Origin of the sequence: Aporhodopirellula rubra, assembly GCF_014192335.1 — a bacterium.
Classification (GTDB): domain Bacteria; phylum Planctomycetota; class Planctomycetia; order Pirellulales; family Pirellulaceae; genus Rhodopirellula; species Rhodopirellula rubra.
Genome location: NZ_JACHXU010000010.1, coordinates 274,636 through 294,006, shown reverse-complemented (window position 1 = coordinate 294,006; position 19,371 = coordinate 274,636). Strand labels below are relative to the sequence as shown.

Annotated in this window: 12 protein-coding genes; 7 read left to right on the top strand and 5 right to left on the bottom strand. The window is 55.5% G+C overall.

Going from position 1 to position 19,371, the window contains the following annotated elements; translation table 11 throughout:
- Window positions 1-583, bottom strand: a 583-nt coding sequence (locus FHS27_RS15480) for a transposase (protein WP_184305802.1), incomplete at its 3' end; no start/stop codon positions are given.
- Window positions 584-829: 246 nt separating this feature from the next.
- Between FHS27_RS15480 and FHS27_RS15475 the strand changes: the two genes are divergently transcribed.
- Window positions 830-3,799, top strand: coding sequence for a protein kinase domain-containing protein (locus tag FHS27_RS15475; protein ID WP_184305801.1), 2,970 nt, complete (start codon window positions 830-832; stop codon window positions 3,797-3,799).
- 114 nt (window positions 3,800-3,913) lie between these two features.
- Here FHS27_RS15475 and FHS27_RS15470 read toward each other — a convergent pair whose 3' ends face one another.
- Both FHS27_RS15470 and FHS27_RS15465 read right to left on the bottom strand, forming a co-directional pair.
- Window positions 3,914-4,741: a CvfB family protein gene (locus FHS27_RS15470; RefSeq protein WP_184305800.1), complete on the bottom strand. Its 828-nt coding sequence runs from the start codon at window positions 4,739-4,741 to the stop codon at window positions 3,914-3,916.
- A 375-nt stretch (window positions 4,742-5,116) separates the two neighbouring features.
- Entirely contained in the window at window positions 5,117-7,747 is a 2,631-nt protein-coding gene (locus FHS27_RS15465; protein WP_246419850.1) for a glycoside hydrolase family 2 TIM barrel-domain containing protein, read from the bottom strand.
- 528 nt (window positions 7,748-8,275) lie between these two features.
- On the opposite strand from FHS27_RS15465, the gene FHS27_RS15460 reads away from it, so the two are divergent.
- From FHS27_RS15460 to FHS27_RS15450, 3 genes are all read left to right on the top strand, one after another.
- On the top strand, window positions 8,276-11,269 hold the full coding sequence (locus FHS27_RS15460) for a family 78 glycoside hydrolase catalytic domain (protein ID WP_246419848.1): 2,994 nt from the start codon (window positions 8,276-8,278) through the stop codon (window positions 11,267-11,269).
- 427 nt (window positions 11,270-11,696) lie between these two features.
- On the top strand, window positions 11,697-12,518 hold the full coding sequence (locus FHS27_RS15455; protein ID WP_184305798.1) for an ABC transporter ATP-binding protein: 822 nt from the start codon (window positions 11,697-11,699) through the stop codon (window positions 12,516-12,518).
- On the top strand, window positions 12,515-14,350 hold the full coding sequence (locus FHS27_RS15450; protein ID WP_184305797.1) for a hypothetical protein: 1,836 nt from the start codon (window positions 12,515-12,517) through the stop codon (window positions 14,348-14,350). Before FHS27_RS15455 ends, FHS27_RS15450 begins: the two co-directional genes overlap by 4 nt.
- A 336-nt stretch (window positions 14,351-14,686) precedes the next feature.
- Here the strand turns inward: FHS27_RS15450 and FHS27_RS15445 are convergent, their stop codons facing one another.
- Window positions 14,687-15,298, bottom strand: a complete 612-nt coding sequence (locus FHS27_RS15445; protein ID WP_184305796.1) for a hypothetical protein — start codon at window positions 15,296-15,298, stop codon at window positions 14,687-14,689.
- Between the two features lie 144 nt (window positions 15,299-15,442).
- Between FHS27_RS15445 and FHS27_RS15440 the strand changes: the two genes are divergently transcribed.
- Window positions 15,443-16,210, top strand: coding sequence for a hypothetical protein (locus tag FHS27_RS15440; RefSeq protein WP_184305795.1), 768 nt, complete (start codon window positions 15,443-15,445; stop codon window positions 16,208-16,210).
- A gap of 175 nt (window positions 16,211-16,385) precedes the next feature.
- Here the strand turns inward: FHS27_RS15440 and FHS27_RS15435 are convergent, their stop codons facing one another.
- Window positions 16,386-17,342, bottom strand: a complete 957-nt coding sequence (locus FHS27_RS15435; protein ID WP_184305794.1) for a YdcF family protein — start codon at window positions 17,340-17,342, stop codon at window positions 16,386-16,388.
- A 223-nt stretch (window positions 17,343-17,565) separates the two neighbouring features.
- Between FHS27_RS15435 and FHS27_RS15430 the strand changes: the two genes are divergently transcribed.
- Both FHS27_RS15430 and FHS27_RS15425 read left to right on the top strand, forming a co-directional pair.
- Window positions 17,566-18,573: a DUF4261 domain-containing protein gene (locus FHS27_RS15430; protein WP_184305793.1), complete on the top strand. Its 1,008-nt coding sequence runs from the start codon at window positions 17,566-17,568 to the stop codon at window positions 18,571-18,573.
- The gene (locus tag FHS27_RS15425) at window positions 18,573-19,262 is read left to right on the top strand and encodes a DUF2461 domain-containing protein (protein ID WP_184305792.1); all 690 of its coding nucleotides are present in this window, start codon (window positions 18,573-18,575) and stop codon (window positions 19,260-19,262) included. Before FHS27_RS15430 ends, FHS27_RS15425 begins: the two co-directional genes overlap by 1 nt.
- Window positions 19,263-19,371 lie beyond the last annotated feature (109 nt).

Here is a 19,371-nt window from a genome sequence, read left to right as displayed (position 1 = left end):
AGCTCTGAGCCCCCAAGTCCTTGCCTCGCAATTCGTCGACAAACTTGTGCCCCACCTCTTTCCACAATCGCGATACATTCGACCGGCTGACTCCCAGGGAATTCGGTTTAATGTCCTCGATCGCTCGACTGCTGACGCCAGACACGATCGCCTGGATGATCTGTGTCTGCAACTGACTGGGATCCTTCGCCGCTCGATAAGTGGCCAATTCGGCTTCGTGACTGTCCCCGTCGTCGCCTCTGCGACGCACACGAGGCCGAACAACCTCTTCCCGTTCGCCCTCGTAAAGAACGCGTCCGGGACTGGTTCCGGCTCGATAGTGATCGCCTTCATGCGGTGCGTGCTTGGGACCACAGAGCTGCGTGACTTCAGCAGCCATCACTTCACTGATCATCTCGCGGACGAGGCCACGGATGAAGTCTCGAAAGACTGCCCCGCTTTCTGACGCTGAAACTTGCCCAAGAGATTGCAAAAGACTAACTTCATTCATGATGGTCTCCCCGTCGGTTGCACCCGACGAAAATTGGAAAATTGCGAAGGGCAGATTCTGCCCTCCGGGAGACCATCTTTCAACTTTCAACAATTATTGGGACGCTTCCGCAGCACAGGACCGAACGTCCCGATACCGAGAAAATCGATCGATTGCCAGCCGCCCACGCAGGTTTACGCCAGAAGCCTTGACCTGTCCGCGACGTACAAACGGCTCGCAAGCCGGGGGGAATAGACCAAGCTCTCCAGAGCTACGTGTTTTCGCGACAGGTTGGCCGGATTCTGTGCCTTCCTGGTGAGAGAGGCCCTGATTCGGGCGTCCAGAATCCTGGTATTCGGCATGTCAAATCCAAAGAGTTTCGCGATCGACGACGACCTTTTGAAGCGTTTTGTCTCGGGGAGGCTCAATGCCGAGGAAGAGGTGAACGTTGCATTGGCGATTGAAAAATCACCTGAACTGCAAAATCGGATCGCCGGCTTTTCCGAAGACGGGTTGCTCGACCGGGTCAAAGAACTCGCGAGTGCGAGCCACATTTCAATTTCGCTCGCGACGATGCAGCAGACGATTGCATCGGGCGTCGCGCCCTCGGAGCCGGAACCGATCGAGGGCGTGCCTCAGGAGTTGATCGACTCCACCGATTATCACGTCCTCGAGGAACTCGGCCGCGGAGGCATGGGGGTCGTCTACCTTGCAAAGTATTTGCCGATGGACCGGATGGAGGTCCTCAAGGTCTTGAACGACCGGATGGTTCAAAAGGAATCCGCTCGCCAACGGTTCATCAGCGAGATGAAGGCAATCGGGAAACTCAACCATCCCTCCATCGCCACCGCCTATCAAAGAGTGCTGATGCCGACGCAATTGGTGTTCTCGATGGAGTATGTGCCGGGCATCGATTTGCAGAGATTCATACGACGTTATCACCCCGTACCTCTTTCCGTGGCATGCACCCTGATCAGCAAGACAGCAACTGCACTCCAACACGCCCATTCGCGTGGCATGGTGCATCGTGACATCAAGCCGTCTAACGTGATGGTGTTCGAAGACGAGGGCAAGTTGCAAGTCAAGGTTCTCGACTTCGGACTCGCGAAAGCCATCAGTGAGCATCCCGTCGATCGGATTACCGCGGACGGCACCATGTTGGGAACGCCGCAGTACATGGCACCCGAGCAAGCGATGGATGCGGCCGGAGCCGACATTCGGGCGGACGTCTACAGCCTCGGGTGCACGATGTATCACTTGTTGACGGGAAGACCTCCATTCAGTGGTACTTACCAAAGCGTGTTGATGGCGCACGCGCAGAAAGAGGCCGCCCCACTCAGCGATGAGAGGCCGGACATCCCCTTGGAGATTTCGGAGATCGTCGAAAAGATGATCGCCAAGTCTCCATCGGATCGATATCCAACGCCCCGAGCGGTTTCCGACGTCCTGCAGCCATACGCGGGCGCGGCAGTGCTGATTGCATCTTCCAATCGTTCGGCCACGAAACACGATACGAAACTGGACATCGCGTCGCCGAGCCGTGATACGTCAGTCGATCGCGGCGATTCGGCCGACGTGTCGAGCGTCCCGACGAAACCGGAACCGTCCATCGTGCAACCGCTTGCCGAGACATCCGCCGAAACCGCGGACGCACACGACGTCGACAACAGAGAACAACCGCAAAGAAGAATATCATCACACTTGGTCGACCGGATCAAACCTCCTTACGTCGTGTTGATCGCGGGGTCGCTGTTAGCCGCGTTCGGGATTCTCACCGCAACGCTGATTATTCGAATGCAAACGGGAACGCTGGTCATTGAGAATCTGCCCGACAACGCGGAAGTCCGTGTCGACGGAAACCAGATCGAGATCCGCACGCAGGGTCAACAGTTTTTGGCCTCGACGTCGTTATCGGCGGGCGTTCACGAAGTCATCGTCGAGGCCAACGGTCTGACGATTCACGGTGAGAGAGTCTCGATAGACGCTTCACGCGAGAAACGAATCACCCTTCGGGCTCACGCTCACGACAAACCGAGCGAGCAAACTGCGCCGAACGCGGTTTCCTCATCATCAGAGCCTGACACGTCGCCCCGTCGAGGCCTCTCTTTAACCGACGACATCGCGGCCACACCCGAAAAACCGCCCCACGATTCCTCATTCAACGATCACGGGCCTGCAAGAGTAGCCGAAATCACACACGGCAATGCAGGCGACTGGGCAATCGAGGGCGACCAACTGGTTACCACATCGAGCCAATCACGCGGTTACTACGGAATGTTGTTTGGCGATCGCGATTGGACTGACTACGAGTTTTCGTTTGACTTCCAGTGCTCAACGTTGCCGATTTGCACCAGCGCGTATATCCGCGCTCCCGATCCCAACAACACCTTTGAGGTCGGACTCGTTTGGCACAATTGCGTCGCAACTCTCGCTCAACGTCAGGGTGGATACCGAACCTTCGTAAGAGAAAAGATGCAACGACTCGCGGCCGAGCGATGGTACACGGTGCGAGTGATCGTTTCGAACGGGGACGTGGAGGGCTACCTCGATGGTGAGCGATTCCTTGAGGTCAAGGATCAACTGCCCGACTCCGGACGGGTTGGATTCCTGTGCTACCGATGGACAGCCGGTGAGAAGACTGCGTTCAAAAACATCCGTGTGATTGATGCCGATGGCCGCCCACTTTGGACAGGCCTTCCGACGCTGCCGAATGGAAACCACGACCAAACGTCTTCCCACGACGAGGCGCCTTTCCCATTCCCCATCATTCACCAAACCGGCGAGTGGACGTCGGGGGCAGAGAGCATTGAACAACATCAGAAGGAACGAAAGAGCACGCAGCTCGTTTTTGGAAAGCGGGAATGGCAGAACTACCATCTGAGCTTCAGTGCTAAGCGAGTCTCCGGAACCCATGGATTCAAGGCTCTCTTCCATTGGCGGGATGAGAACAACCACATGATTTTCGGGTTGGGAAACTACTACAATCGCGGTCACGATACTTCGTATGTGCTCAACGGATCCTGGGCGAGAGATAGGGTCGGGCATTTCATGCGTTTGGACGATGACAGCGACGTCGAATTGAATCCATGGTATCGTGTCGAGATTCGCGTCCGCGAGTCGAATTACGAGTGCTATCTCGACGGCGAGTTAATCTGCGAAGGTGTTAACGAGCGTTTCTCGTCGGGCTACGTCGGCTTGGCGACATGGGATTCGCATGCTCAGTTCAAAGACATCGTCGTCCGTTCTCCCGAAGGAGTCGTCCTTTTGTCTGGATCGCCACCGATCAAATCCGCGGCGAAAGACACCGAGGTTGAAGACGCGGAGGAATAGTCAGCGGTATCCGTTGCTCCGCTGCGGGTACTAATAATCTCGCCGGGCGTCTCGCGGGTGATCGCCTGAGCTATCGACGGCTTCCGCTACGGGATCATGTTTCGGCCCATCGGCTCAAACCAATCGAATTCCGTCTTCTTCGATGGTGATGATTCTTTGCTTGTAGAGAGTACCGATGGTTTTCTTGAACTGCTTTTTACTCATCCCTAACAGGTCCGATATTTGATCTGGAGGAGACTTGTCATGTATCGGGGCGAATCCGTTGTGCTCGCGTAAGTAGTCCTGCACGATTTGGCTGTGACTGTCGCGAACCTCCTGACTGCTTTTGAGGCTCAGGTCAATCTTGCCGTCTTCGCGGACCCGTTTGATATAGCCTTGGATACTCTGCCCGAAACTGAGCCTTTGATCAACGTCGTCTTTGTAGAGCAAGCCCCAGTAGCTTTGATCCACGATCGCCTTAAACCCCAACTCCGTACTGTTGGCAATGATCAGGTCGACGGGCTGCTGCGGATGAAAGTCGTGTTCGTCATCCTCCAAAACGCACTTGTCGATTTTCGATGTCGCCGTGATCCTGCCCTGGTTATCGAGATACAGGAACACCAGGTAACGATTGCCCACGGTCATCGGACGGTGTTGTTCGGCAAACGGAACCAACACCTCCTTGTCCAATCCCCAATCCATAAACGCCCCGATCGGCGTATTGTCCTTCACCTCGAGGAATGCGAATTCGCCGACCTCCACCTTGGGCGTTTGAGTGGTTGCGATGGGACGGTCGTCAGAGTCCAGATAGAGAAAAACGTGCACGGTATCGTCAACCTGCAGGTCGGCAGGAGCATGATTTGTGGGCAGCAACACTTCGCCCAGATTGTCGGCATTCAGATAGAATCCGAAGTCTGTCTTCTTAAGCACCTGTAAATCATACGAACTGCCGATTTCCATCATGAATAGTGCTTTTCGTGAATGCGGGTGGGAGGTGACGGGCGAAGTCGAGACGGTTGTTGACGCAGCACGAGACGGACCAATCGCGTTGGCTTCGCTCCACGACGCTCAAAGAAGAGGGCATCAGTCTATCGCTCGGGAAGCTTTATGACGATCTGGCGGCATTGAGTTTGCGAAACTCTCACGCCAACCTGCTTTTCGCGCGAGTTCCGTCGCTGCATCGCAGCAGACAATCGTGCCTCGACATCTCGCGGCCCGCATTTCCGCCGAAATCAAAGACGCGACCTCGATCGAGCTGACTCTCTCGCTGCGTCGATTTCGGTTGCGTTAGAAACAAGAGACCATCGAGCCCGTTTGCCGGGCTCAGTCGCCGCTCACTTACTCCGCGTCGGTCACCTGGATGAGGCACTGGACCGGGGGCATTCCTTCGGCATGTGCCGTCAGCACAATCTCACCGGTGCCGCCTGTATCGGTGACAATCACGGATGCCAGACCGTTGAACGTGGTGACGACGTTTCCCTGAAAATCTTCATGGCTCATCGGGTCGCCGCTGCCAACGGCGAGCAAGCGTCCCGGCCCTTCTAATTCGAACGTCACCTTCGTCGCCGCTTTGGGGACGAAACGATCGCTCGAATCCAACACCTGAATAGTCACGTATGACAGATCACGGTTACCGACAACCAATTCCGGCTGATCAGGCGAGACGGTTATCTTGGCGGCATCACCTGCGGTATGCCTTGCCGTCGTACGTACCACTATCCCGTCCTTAGTCGCGACCGCCTTGATTTCACCGGGTTGGTAGGGAACGAGCCATTCCAAATGCATGTCGTTCTCCAGCGTGAACTCACGCTGGCCCAGCGATTCGCCATTGAGAAATAACTCAACGCTGTCGCAGTTCGTGTAGCACCAAACGGGAATCGTCGCGTCTTCTTTGCCGGGCCATGTCCAATGCGGCAGCAGATGAACCATCGGTTCTTCGGTCCACTGACTCTGATAGAAGTAATACGTGTCTTTCGGAAAGTTACACAAATCGATGATTCCGAAATTGCCGAGCACGCGTGGCCAACCACCGGATTCGCCGATGTAATCGAATCCCGTCCACCGAAATTCGCCCGCAACAAACGGTAACGTTTTAGTCAGCCGCCACGAATCACGTGCGCTGATCCGAACGCCCGCGTTGTCGTACGACGATTCGTATCGTCCATTCGTCTCGGCGAAAACTTCATCGGGCGTCAGATGCGGTGGCTGACTTTGCTTTTCTCGAAATCGTGAATGCGTCCGATACTCCCCACGGGTTTGCAACGAATGAGGAACCTCCGAAGCGTAGATGAATCGATCAGGAAACCGTTCGTGATCGGCCTCGTATTGGAAACACGATCGACCACCACCGTTGTAACCGACGACATCCAAGAGGTCCGCGAAACCGGTTTCGTTCACACCCGAAATCTGGTTGCAACCGGCGGTGACGGGGCGTGTCGGATCGAGTCGATGACAGAGTTCACTCATTCGCTTGACTGTTTCAAGTTCACCGTGCTTTTGAGCCTCGGGAAGTTCATTTCCGATGCTCCACATGATCACCGATGGATGGTTACGATCTCGCAACAGATGATCAGTCAAGTCTCTTTCCTGCCACTGATCGATGTAGGAAGCGTAGCCTTGTTGCGTTCGGCGGCCGCAAACCAATTTGCCGTCTTCGAATCCCCAAGTGAAACGCCACTTGTCAAACGTCTCATTGACGACCAAGAACCCCATTTGGTCACAAAGATCCAATAGTTCCGGCGGCGGTGGATTGTGAGCGGTGCGAATCGCGTTGCACCCCATCTCCTTCAGCATTCGCAGACGCCGCTGGAGTGCTTGGTCCCACAGCGCGGCCCCCAACGGGCCCAGATCGTCATGGTTGCAAACGCCTTGGAAGATCATGCTCTTGCCATTGAGATAGAAGCCCTCATTAGGGTCGAAACGCATTTCGCGAACGCCGAAGGTGGTGTCGTATCGGTCGGCCAAGCGTCCCGCCGGACCGGCATCCTGTGACGCACCGGTGGACTCTTCGGCATCGAGCAATTCGGTTTGCAACGTGTAAAGATTTGGCATGCCGGGGGACCAAAGTTTTGGATCGGGCAACACGAGAGTCTGCGAAACAACCTGCGTTGCCCCGCCATCGATTTCGACTAACTCGCTAACTGATGTCAAAACATTCCCATCGGCATCGAGGATGCTTTGTTTGACCGACAGGTTCTTTGAGAGATCGCTTCTGTTAGTGATCGTTGTGTTGACGTCGACGTTTGCTCGTGACGAGGTGATCTTCGACGTGCTGACTTGAGTACCCCATTGAGGCACGTGTGTTTTGTTTGTCGTGGTCAACCACACGTGCCGGTAGATTCCCGTCCCGGTGTACCATCGTGATGATGGTTGTTTGGCATTGTCGACTTTCACTTCCACGATGTTCTCACCATCGTGGACGAGATACGGCGTCAGGTCGTAATGAAATCCAATGTACCCATACGGACGCTGTCCCAGATGGTGGCCGTTGATCCAGACGTCACTGTTCATGTAGACGCCGTCGAAGGAGATCGTCACGACTTTATCGGCGGCGTCATCAGACATGCGGAACGACTTCCGGTACCACCCGATGCCTCCGGGGAGATAGCCCCCCGGCCCGCCGCTCGCGTTCGACTTATCGAATGGACCTTCGATTCCGAAGTCGTGCGGCAAGTTGATCGATACCCAACCGTCTCGGTCGGCTCGCTTTTGTTCGATCGAATCACCTTGCAATTCGCCGTGATGAAACTCCCATCCGAGATCGAAATTCAAACGAGAGCGAGGGGTATCGGAAGCGTGAGCGACAGACATCGCCGTTCCCGAATCAACCGCAACCAACACCAAGATGAGACACAATACGCGTTGCAATGCCACTCGCCCGGTCATCGGCGAATTGAAATGGTGCGTGCATCGACTGGACAAACCTTTGGAGCTTCGCAAGCGATGAAGGACTCTCATTGGAGACTTCATGTTTTGAATTCTAGAAAGCATCTTCCCACCTGACCGAGCGGATTGATCGGTCGAAAATTTCATAAGACTCATCTCAACATCGCCTGTTTTGTATTTTCTTTTCGCCTAAGCACACGCAATGCGCACAACCATTTTTTGGTGGTTGCATCATAGCAACATCACATCACAATCACCGTGTTGGATGAGACCAACAACTCACTCATTTAGCAACCGACGATGAGTTCTGAGCGAGTAAAGGGAGCAAGAATTACCTTGAATCGCTTTAAGAGTCGACGCTGCTAAACGCCACGATGTCTCTCTTGGATGAGATGTGCTTTCACATAGAATGCCGACGCTAAGAGCACGAGAGATTGGCGGCTAAAGAGTCATACCGACCATTCAAACGCATTACAAACTGAAATCCCTGAGCACACTCTGGTTCAAGGGACGTTCGCAACACAAAACTGGATCTCAATGATTTTGCCGCTCACGTTTTTGCCGCTCACGTCTTCGTCGCCAACGTGTCTTACACCAAAGTGCTTGTCGCCCATGTCTTGCACGACGGTGCGTCGATCCGCGATGAGTTTTCGCGGCGGGAATTGGGCAGCAAAGAATATCGGGGCATTCGTATTGATTGTGATGGCTTGCGTCTTTGCGGCACCGTCCATCCAAGCGGCGACTCCGATTGACCTGCGATGTGACGGCAACACGAACCCAATCGCGACCACGGCCACACCGACCCTGTCATGGCGAATTGAGTCGACTGATCGAGCTATCAAGCAGTCGGCGTGGCGTGTGCTCGTCTCCAGCACCGCAGAACTACTTCGCGAAGGCAAAGGTGACCTGTGGGACTCAGGAAGACTCACCGCCACCCGTTCGCCTCAAGTCGTTTATGAAGGCAAACCACTCACCGCCGGTCAAACGTGTCACTGGCGTGTTTGCTCATGGACGAAAGGGGAGGGGGTGATAGGTGAGGGGGTGATAGGTAAGCAGGTGACAGGTGATAGGGCGACTGGTGATTCGAACAGGAATACAGAAGGGAGCAGCGACGGTCTCGGCGGGGAAACGGAATCGTGGAGCGAGTTCGCATTTTGGGAAGTGGCTCCCAATGTGCCTTCGCAATGGCGGGGTGCACAATGGATTGACGACGGAAAGCCGTTGCCCACCGACGATGCCGCGTTCTACGAGAACGATCCGGCACCACGGATGCGGCACGAGTTCTCGCTGGAGAAACCGGTTGTCAAGGCACGCCTGCATGTAGCGGGACTCGGGTACTTTGCGGCCTCGTTGAACGGTGCTCACGTGGGCGACCATGAACTCGATTCCGTTTGGACGGCGTTTGATAAACGCATCCTCTACAGCACGTTCGATGTAAGCGATCAACTTCAGCAAGGTGATAATTGCCTTGGTGTGGAATTGGGCAATGGCTGGTTCAACCCATTGCCGCTTCGCATGTGGGGCCACCGCAATATTCGAGGCAGCATCGAAACCGGCCGACCTCGAGCGATCGTTTGCTTGGTCGTCGATCATGCCGACGGAACTCAGTCAACAATCACAACAAACGAAAATTGGAAATTCGCTGAGGGACCGACGCTCTTTAACAGCGTGTACCTGGGCGAAGTCCTCGACGCTCGGCTAGATCAACCCGGTTGGGACACGCCTCAATTTGATGCAACCGATTGGAGCCCCGTTCATTTGGTCGACGCATCGTTGGAGCCACTGCAACCGCTCACTACGACGCCTCCGATCCGAGCCGGCGTAGTCATCGATGCGGTGGCGATCACCGAACCCGCACCTGGCATTCAAATCGTGGACTTCGGGCAGAACTTCACCGGTGTGCCCGAAATATCACTCGACGCCCCGGCGGGCACCGAAGTTCAATTTCGCTTTGGCGAGTTGCTGTATCCTGACGGAACACTTAACCCGATGACGAGTGTGTGCGGCCAGATTAAGGGAACACGCAAAATGGATGATGGGACCATCATCTCCAAGGGTGGCCCGGGCGCACCTGAGTTTGCATGGCAGTCGGATCGGTACACGTGCCGTGGGGACGGGCCGGAAACGTATCGGCCCAAGTTTACCTTTCACGGATTTCGATTCATGGAAGTGACCAGTCTTCCGTCGGCGGATGAGTCTTCTTCCGACGTTCGTGTTGCTCTTTCGATCGAGGACGTCAAAGGCATCCCGCTTCGCAGCGACGTGACGTCGACCGGTGAGTTCTCGTGTTCGAACGATCGACTGAATGCGATTCAAGAGATGACGCGAAATACTTTTTTAGCGAACATCGTGGGAGTGCAATCGCATTGCCCGCATCGCGAGCGTTTTGGATATGGCGGAGATATTGCCGCGACGAGCGAAGCGTTCCTGATGAACTTTGACATGGCGGGCTTCTATGCCAAAACGGTTCGAGATTGGGCCGATGCCGCACGCCCCGACGGCAACTTAACCGACACGGCACCGTTCGTGGGAATTCATTACTGCGGCGTTGGTTGGGCCATGGCGCACCCGCTGTTGCTCGAACAACTCTATCAACACTACGGCAACGAATCGCTCGTCGAAGAACAATTGCCCGTCGCGATCCGGTGGCTCGAACTGGAGAACTCAAAACGCAAAGATGGTCTCGTTACGAAGGGTTTGGGCGATCACGAAGCCCTGAGCCGATCAGGTGGGCCCGTCATCACGACAGCCATGTTCATCGACACGGCACGACGTGTCGCACGTTTGTCCCGTGTTGTCGGTCGTGAATCCGATGCCGATCGTTTCGAGGCAATGGCAGACGATGCCACCACCGCATGGGCGGATTCGTTTTTGGACGCCCCATCGGGTAAAGTCGACGACGGATCACAGACCCGGCAATCGCTCGCGTTGGGATTCGGCGCGGCTCCGATGACGAGTCGTCCAGCGATCTTTGAACAAATGGTTTCGGCAATTCAAACGCCCGCTCTAGCGAGCAAGCCTGGTACCGAGGTAACCGCGGGGCCGCATTTGACCACCGGCATCTTTGGAACACGGATGGTGATGGAAGAACTGTCCGAGAACGGTCGAACCGACCTCGCGTATGAGTTGGCCAATCGCGACAGTTTCCCCTCGTGGGGTTGGATGCTGAAGAACGACGCCACCACCCTTTGGGAACACTGGGCCGGCAGCGACGGAACATTCTCGAACAACCATCCCATGCTTGGATCCGTCTCGGCTTGGTTCTTTCGCTGGCTCGGCGGCATTCAGATCTCACCTGATGCGGTTGCTGCGGATCGTTTGGTCATCTGCCCTCACGTCGTGCCGGACCTGGAATGGGTAAAATGCTCACACAACACCGTCCGTGGCTTGGTCGTATCCAATTGGACAACGACGGCCGACACGATCTCCCTCGACATCACGATCCCGCCGGACGCGACCGCCGAGGTCGTCTTTCCGGTTCACGCGCGATCGATCAGCGAAAGGGGAAAACGACTGGACGAAGTTGATGGCATCAAAGTCTTAACGCCCGGTCGCCGCGTCGAGATCGGCAGCGGGCAATACCGGTTCGAGCTCGCGTTGGATTGAAGCGCCACTGCTATCCGAGTCGACGCCAATGAGAGCGTTTCTGTGAAGGATGTCGATCGTTAGAGTTAGCTACGTTGGCTTCAACGCGATGCGACGGATGATGTCGCCAACACAAAAGGCAGTGCGTTATCCTTGCCAATCGACTTGCATCAGCAAGGTATCTTTTCACCGCTGCGATGCGTGCTGCCGCGTCCGCGAAAAGAGGAATCGCGTCCGAAAGGTCATCGCCCGCCATGCATTCCGATCACCCGAGGCGGAGAGGTTGCGTGATAAAATCGGCAGTTCGACAGCCCTTTTTTGCGGTGAAACCTGCCTATGAGAATTGCGGCTATGGTTCTTGCTACAGATCTCGCACGAGTCTGCTGTTTTTGTCGCGTTTCACCTCCTCTTCGACATCGGATGCAACGTTCGTGTTGCCCATCACCTCATGACGCTCGCAATCGAAACCAAACAACTGACGCGGTATTTTGATGACGTTCACGCAGTGAAATCCGTTGACTTGAGCGTTCAACGTGGCAGCCTTTATGGTTTTCTGGGGCCAAACGGAGCCGGTAAATCAACTACGATCAAAATGCTGACGGGAATTCTGGTTCCCTCCTCCGGCGAAATCTCACTGCTCGGCAAGAACCCTTGGAATCGCCACGATGCGATTGAAATTAAACAGCAAACGGGTGTCGTTCCCGAGAACCTGGCCCTGTTTGACAACCTGACCGCGCGGGAATACCTCACGTTCACCGGACGGATGTATTCGATGGACCTGTCAACGATCCGCGAGCGTTCCGAAGAATTGCTGAACTTGTTGAGTTTAGAGAAGGTCGAATCGAAGTTGACGGTCGAGTATTCGCACGGGATGAAGAAGAAGCTCGCACTCGCGGCGGCGTTGCTTCCCAATCCCGATTTGCTGTTTCTCGACGAGCCATTCGAGGGCGTCGATGCGGTCACGTCTCGAGTCATCCGTGATTTGCTGGCGATCTATGTGCGTCGCGGTTCGACGGTGTTTGTGACTTCGCACGTCCTTGAGATCGTCGAGCGTATTTGCACTCACGTTGGCATCATCGCCAACGGTCAGTTGGTCGAGCAGACTTCGCTCGAAGATCTACGCCGGGGAAGCTCGCTCGAAGAACGCTTCCTCGAGAAAGTGGGGCAAACCGACGACGAAAACATTAACCTCGCATGGTTGGAAGATGGACCGATCCGCGCCGGCGCACCCACGATCACGGACGTTGCGAGCGAGGGGCCGGTATCGTGAGCTTCCAGCATATCAACGCAATCATTCGCATGCGTTGGCAGATGGCTCGAAACCAGTTTTTCAAGTCGGGCAAAGCCAACCAAATCATTTCTGCGATTCTATTGGTGATCGCTGTACTGACGTCGGTCGGCTCGCTGGTGTTCGCGATCGGTTGGGGTAATTTTTTTCTCGCGAGAGTCAAACCCTCGTACATCATTTATGTCTGGGACGTGTTGGTCGCCATCTTTTTGTTTGGATGGTCAATCACACTGATGATTGAAATCCAGCGAACGGAGATGCTCTCGCTGAAGAACCTTTTGCATCTGCCCATCTCGCTGAGGGGTGCGTTCTTTCTGAATTACACCAGTTCATTAGTCAATTTCGTTCTGATGCTCTTCCTGCCTGTCGCGATCGGGCTCTGCATCGCATCGGCGGCCTGCTATGGGACGGCCTCAATGGTCACGTTCGCGTTGTTGGCTTCGTTCGTGCTGATGGTATCCGCCGTCACGTATCAATTGCGTGGGTGGCTCGCTCGATTGATGGAGAACAAACGAACCCGCGGGACGGTGATCTCCATGACTGTTCTCGTCTTCGTTCTGTTGTTTCAAATTCCAAACATCATCAACCTTAGCTCGATCGGACGCAGAGGTGATGACACGCAGGCGCTGCGTGAGGTGCGCAATCAATTGCGAACGGAACTCAGTCGCCAACTCAAGGAGAGCGAGATCGATGTCGCCGAATACAAACGGCGAAGCGAAAAGGTTCTGAGCGACTACGAGCAAAAGCGTCAGATGCTGCGAGACGCAAAGGCAGCCTCGTTTCAGCGGACGGTTTCTCTCGCCAACGCCTGTCTCCCGATCGGATGGCTCCCGTACGGCGCGAGCGCTGCGGCGCGGGGTTCGATTTTGACGCCCTGGATGTGCGTGTTCGGAATGACGAGCATTGGAATGGTCAGCCTGACGCTCGCCCATCGGTCAACGATCCGGACGTACACGGGGAACGACAACAAAGAGTATCGACCTCGCACGAAAGGCAACTCTAAGACATCCAACCACAGCAAGATGCTGGAACGCACGCTCCCGTTGCTGAGTGATCAACAATCGGCCATTGCATTAGCGACGTTCCGCTGCACTCTCCGCGCGCCCGAAGCCAAGATGGCGTTGCTGACGCCGGTGATCTTTGCAGGCATTTTCGGTTCGATGATGTTGACCGGGAACATGAGTAAATTGCCCGCGATCGCACGACCTTGGCTGGGCATCGGGGTCCTTGGGATGTCCGTCTTCGGCATGAGCCAATTGATGCTGAACGTGTTCGGGCTCGACCGTCAAGGCTTTCGCGCTTATGTGCTGATGCCTGTCGCACGTCGAGATATTTTGCTGGGCAAGAACATCGCGACGCTCCCCATCGCGGCAACGTTGAGCGGTCTGTTGATTGGATTTGCGGCATTCATGTTGGGAATGAACATCATGCACGTCGTCGCATCGTTCATCCAGATTATGATCGTCTTTTTCCTGTACTTTCCGATCAGCAACTACACGTCCATTGTCGCTCCGATTGGAATGGGGATCGGAACGATGAAGCCGGTGTCGATGAATTTCCGGATCATCGTCACACAAATGCTCGCGATGTTGCTGAGCCCGATCACATTGTTGCCCGCCGTGATTGCTCTTGCGTGCGAACAGATCGCCAGCTTTCTGTTTGAAACGTCTTGGGTTCCGATCTATCTGTTGATAACACTGATCGAATTGCCGGTCGCGATTTGGTTCTACCGCAAAATGCTCCGCATCCAAGGCACGTTGTTACAAGACCGCGAGCAAAAGATTCTCGACGTGATTTCGAAAGTCTGCGACTGACGGGAAAGTGTCGGTTTGTGGTGATGTGCGTTCGACGTTTGCAGAAGCATCAAGCCGACTCATCGACCTGTACCGAAGAGCGTTTCTTTGCATGACGCGGGTTTTCAGAGATAGATACGTTCGCCCAAACCTGCTCCACCGTCTAGCGACGGTAGCTACAACAATGGAGATGCTCTAGGGAATTGGTCGTGCTGTTATCGTTGCCCACTGAGAGAAACGATTACTGACGCGAGACGCTTTCGTCGCCAAACGAAAAAACGCCTGGCACCGCAGTCGGCCGGTGAGGGCCGAGTGCGATTCAGGCGATTGTTCGATCGTTGGGTTACGAACGCCGGCTTAGAGGTTCGGCGTGGTGTAAGGCTCGACGTCGCCGACCATGTGGAAGTGGTTATGGTCAACATAGACGACTTCGATCGCTTCGCGGTCATGCAGCGTGTGCGGGACCGGGTAGCCGACGGTGGTACGTTCGTCGAAGTAGATCGTGCACTTGTAGTGAGCGTGGTGCAACTGTGCCGGGCCGATCAACGGATAGAAACGCGGCGGGTCGATGTAGTCGGCGATCTTCTCTTTGATGATCCGCACGTCGTTGCGTTGTTTTTCCCACAGCAGCGGAATACCGCCTTGGACCGGACGTGCTTGCTCGAGAGCCTGCATCACTTCGTCATCACTCGGTGGGTCCAACGCAACCGCGGTACCACCCGAGGTCGTTGGGCCGAGGATCGGCACCCGGTCATAACGTTCTTTGTTGTGGAACTTTTGTTCCTGCAAGAACTGGTAGTACGGGCTGACGGGGATCGGATACTCAAGGAACCCTAAGTTGATGTTGCTGCCGCCGAGACCGTAACATCCGGTGGAGGCGATTGTCATGATCGCCAACGACCAGAGACAGATGCGAGACAGAGTTGAATTCAAATACCGGGTCATCCGAGTAACCTTCCGTGGTTTCATCGTGTTCGATAAAGCAAGCGATTGACGTGCTGCCGACGCAGCTTTGCTTGCAGTTCGCTTGCGTAGTACTTCTATCGTGTCAAACTATGCCGGTCTTGCGGATAATTCCGGAAAATCATCCGTTTTTGCCAGAACCGGCCGGCCATGAGTGCAACCAACCCCTATCAATCCAGCAATTTCGTTGACGAACCGCGTCCGCAGGGCGTCGAGAAACCTTCGCCCAAAACGGAGGAGGAATCAATCGACGACACCTCCCGGCGGCTGATTCGGGTCGGCCAAATCGTCTTGGGCGTGTATTTCGTGCTGCTGCTGCCCGTTTGGCTCTCCACCGCGATGTCGATTTGGACCAGCGATTCGGCTAATCTGGTGCGGTATTTCCATTCGCATCACGGACACCTGCTGTCGCTGATGGTGTTGATGCTGGTGGCGTTGATTGGGGGCGTTTGCTGCAGTTTCACGCCTCGACGCGAGCGTTTTTCGCTTTGGATAGCGAACTTTCTGAAAATCCTGGTCGGCGGGGCAGGCTTCTGGATGCTGTTGTCCGATCGTGCCGGGAATTTCTCGCTCAACCTGCTGCCGCTTTTCCTGGCGGTGCTGTTCGCGATGTGGATGATCAGCGAAGCCGCGATTCTCGGATTTTTGCGAGCATCGGCGATTCGCAACCACGAGCGGGCGGTCGCTCACGCGTGCGAGTTTGCCATCGGGCTCTTGGCTCTTGCCGCGGGCTGTTTTTCGGCATGGTCTCTGATGCAACACACGTCCGACCCGACCACGCTCAGTGGATTGTTGGCAGTGGTGACCTTCGCGTTCACCGTGGCGACATCAATCGCGATCTGGGTGCTGCGGTGGTTTCCGATCGTCCACAAAACCGCTCACCATGCCCAATCGCACCCGTCACCGCAGATTGACTAGAACGTTTTGATGGATGACGTGCTCGTCGACGGTAAGTGTGGTCGCCTGAATTCATTTTGCCCGCATCGTACTAGCCAAAACACGGGCCACGATTTGGTTGATGATGGTGGCTGATGCGAATGAGAAGCTGCCTATGGCGAAAATCAACGTGGGCGGATTGATCGAGTGAATTGATTCACCGGCCCAGGAACCAAGCCAGTATTTCCTTGGTCGCTTGACCGAAATTAGCGAGGTGCTCCGCGTTAGGCACCAAGCTCGCCGCGAGGAAAGGCCGGTTGGTTTGTTCGTTTCGAAACGCACACGGCAGCGGAATCAGATCGAGACCGTTGGTCTTCGCCAGTCGAATGGCCCTGGGGATGTGGAAAGCACTGGTGATCAATCCGATCTGATACTTTTCGCCCACCGAAGCATTGATTTGCTCGAGCCAAGCCTGTGGTGGATTTTGCAGGAATTCGGCGAGCGACGCCATTTCCTGGCTCGTGTTTTCGCCCTCAATCGAAAAGATGTGTTCGTCGGGAACGTTCAACGAAACGAGCAGCTCGCGGCCGACTTCCGATGGATTCCCGATCCCGTCGCTGGAGGTCCCCGTCGTGATGATGGTTTGCGTCATCCCTGCATGATAGGCCTGGGCGGCCGAAACGATCCGCTCGCCGTCCCTATAGACTTCGGCGAATCCGTCCGTAATGAGTCCGGCGGATCCGCCCAGCGTGACGGCGGCGTCGAGCGGTAATTGCCCTTCTCGCCCATCCGGCAAGGTCGTCCATTTTTCAAACGCGGGATTCGGGTCCGTGACCAGCGGAGCCTCGACCCGTGACATTAGGGATCGATTGAAGTATCCGTTGCCGACGATTGACCAGAGTGCAAATAGTCCGAAGAACGCGAATGCGGGGCCACGATTCCGAAGACTCGCGTGCCAAATCGTGCACGCCAACAATCCCATCCACATCCCCGCGACGGGCATGACGAGATCGGTGGCACAGCGTCCCGCGGCGACGAATCCTTGTTGCAAATAACACGTCACGACGAGAGCAACGGGCAACAATCCGGTAATCACCCCCACGCCGACCGCCCGCCGCCAGTGCGTGGGACGTGCGGTTTCGAGTTCGATGTGAGATTCCGCCACGTCGCTCATCCTTTTCCAATCCAAACAAACCGGGGGGCATCAAACTGAAGGGCATTCCAGTCGTGCGATTTCGGCAGGTTAATCAAAGCGTCGGCTGCGCGAAGCCCGCTGAAGCCCGGTTTCTCCCGCGGTGATCTCAACCTAAACTGGCCGTTTGGTTTCGACCGCAAGATGCCCGCAACACCGCGCCCGAACGATCGGGCGAGATAAACTACCAAACCGAGGATTTTTTATGGCTAAGGGACTTTTCACCCAAGGCATCGTGGTTTTGCTACGAGAGAGCGTGAGCATCCAAGACATCGCCGCGACCATCGACGAGTTCTACCCATCCGATCCGATCGAGGCCTCTGAAGATTGGACGTTTCTCGGTCCCGCCGTCCTCATGAACATGGACGAGGACGGCAGCGGAAAGGTCGTCGTCGACGTTGTCGATCAACCGTGGCCTGACGCGATGGGTGACCCCGACAGCGATTCGGAGATCGACCGCAAAATTCACGAAGCCTTCGGGCTCGGAAACTTCGGGCCACACAATTCGCCTGGATCGCTTAAACGTGCCAGTGAACAATCGTGGGTATGGGAAGCCGGACGCGAAATCGGTGACCAGCCCAAAGCGTTCGTTCGGGTTCGCAGCTCGTACGTTCTCGGACAGGATGACGACGCGCCGATCTTGCCCGACGATTACGAATCGTTCGATGAACTCGCACTCGTTACCGAAATCGCTGCGGCAATCACGGAACTGCCCCAAGCAATCTGTTACTTCAACCCGAACGGCGAAGTCCTCCGGGATTTGGCGACGCTGAACGAAAGTTTCGAGTTCGCTGAAGAGAACGACTTCCCGCCACTGGACCTGTGGTCGAACGTCCGTTTGTTCCGCCTCGATGATGACTGGGCGTCAATGGACACGGTCGGTAACGCTCAACTCGATCTGCTCGATGTGGAAGCGTGTTTCCATGCCGAGAGTTATGACTTTGCCGAAGTCGAGCAGTTCCTTCGCCTCGTGACCTGTTTCCTCGAAGAGGCCGAAGAGCCGATCGAAAGTGGTGATTCGATGGAAGGCCCCGGCGATGTGATTTGGCGAGTTTGGGAACTCGAAGGCAGCATCGGCTCGCCGCAGCGCAAGGTGTTGCGATGTCTCCCGCAAGACGACCGGGAAGTTCCACCGCAATGTGCGATCCCTGGCCTTAGCGACGAACCGGTCGCTGCACCGGAGAACAATGACGGATCGGACGAGTCGTCCTGATGGCGGTGGCGTCTCCGATTTCGACGGGACTGTTTGAATTTCTCGACGATCTCGCTCGCAACAACAATCGGGACTGGTTCGCGACTAACAAAGAGCGTTACGAACGTGATTTGCGTAAGCCGGTCTTGGACTTGATCGGGCAGTTGGAAGCCCCGCTGCGCCGTTCGGCGCCGATGTTGCAAGTCGTCGCCAAACGTAGCGGCGGTTCGTTGATGCGGATCCACCGTGACACGCGGTTTTCCAAAGACAAAACGCCCTACAAGACGAACGTCGGGATTTCATTGCGGCATCAAGCCGACAAGGACATCCATGCCCCGGGCGCATACGTTCATCTCGCATACGATGAGTGTTTCGTCGCTGCGGGGAGTTGGCGACCACAACGTGAAACGCTCGCCGCGATTCGACACGCGATCGACCAAGATCCGAAGGCGTGGCGAAAGGCTCGTGACCAACGCAAATTTCGTTCGTCATTTGAAATCGCGGGCGAATCATTGAAAACGTCACCGCGTGACTACGACAAAAACCATCCTGAAATCATTGACCTCCGAAGGATCGACTTCATCGCGGTCTCGCCGCTGACGCGGGATGACTTCCTGCAGCCCGATATTGTTAAACGAATCGTCGGCCTGATTCGCGACGTCAAACCGTGGATGCGTTTCCTTTGCGACGCAATCGACGTCCCGTATTAGCAATCCGATTACGAAGTAGCTGAACAACGAATTCGGGTCGTCAATGAATTCGCGTCGTATCGAACGCTAATGTTCGTTCTGGAATAGCACTTGCTGTCTGGTACGACTC

Excerpts from the sequence above, each read along its gene's own strand:
- FHS27_RS15475 (WP_184305801.1), top strand. The coding sequence starts at position 830 with ATGTCAAATCCAAAGAGTTTCGCGATCGACGACGACCTTTTGAAGCGT.
- FHS27_RS15470 (WP_184305800.1), bottom strand. The coding sequence starts at position 4,741 with ATGATGGAAATCGGCAGTTCGTATGATTTACAGGTGCTTAAGAAGACA.
- FHS27_RS15465 (WP_246419850.1), bottom strand. The coding sequence starts at position 7,747 with ATGAAGTCTCCAATGAGAGTCCTTCATCGCTTGCGAAGCTCCAAAGGT.
- FHS27_RS15460 (WP_246419848.1), top strand. The coding sequence starts at position 8,276 with ATGTCTTGCACGACGGTGCGTCGATCCGCGATGAGTTTTCGCGGCGGG.
- FHS27_RS15455 (WP_184305798.1), top strand. The coding sequence starts at position 11,697 with ATGACGCTCGCAATCGAAACCAAACAACTGACGCGGTATTTTGATGAC.
- FHS27_RS15445 (WP_184305796.1), bottom strand. The coding sequence starts at position 15,298 with ATGAAACCACGGAAGGTTACTCGGATGACCCGGTATTTGAATTCAACT.
- FHS27_RS15440 (WP_184305795.1), top strand. The coding sequence starts at position 15,443 with ATGAGTGCAACCAACCCCTATCAATCCAGCAATTTCGTTGACGAACCG.
- FHS27_RS15435 (WP_184305794.1), bottom strand. The coding sequence starts at position 17,342 with ATGAGCGACGTGGCGGAATCTCACATCGAACTCGAAACCGCACGTCCC.
- FHS27_RS15430 (WP_184305793.1), top strand. The coding sequence starts at position 17,566 with ATGGCTAAGGGACTTTTCACCCAAGGCATCGTGGTTTTGCTACGAGAG.
- FHS27_RS15425 (WP_184305792.1), top strand. The coding sequence starts at position 18,573 with ATGGCGGTGGCGTCTCCGATTTCGACGGGACTGTTTGAATTTCTCGAC.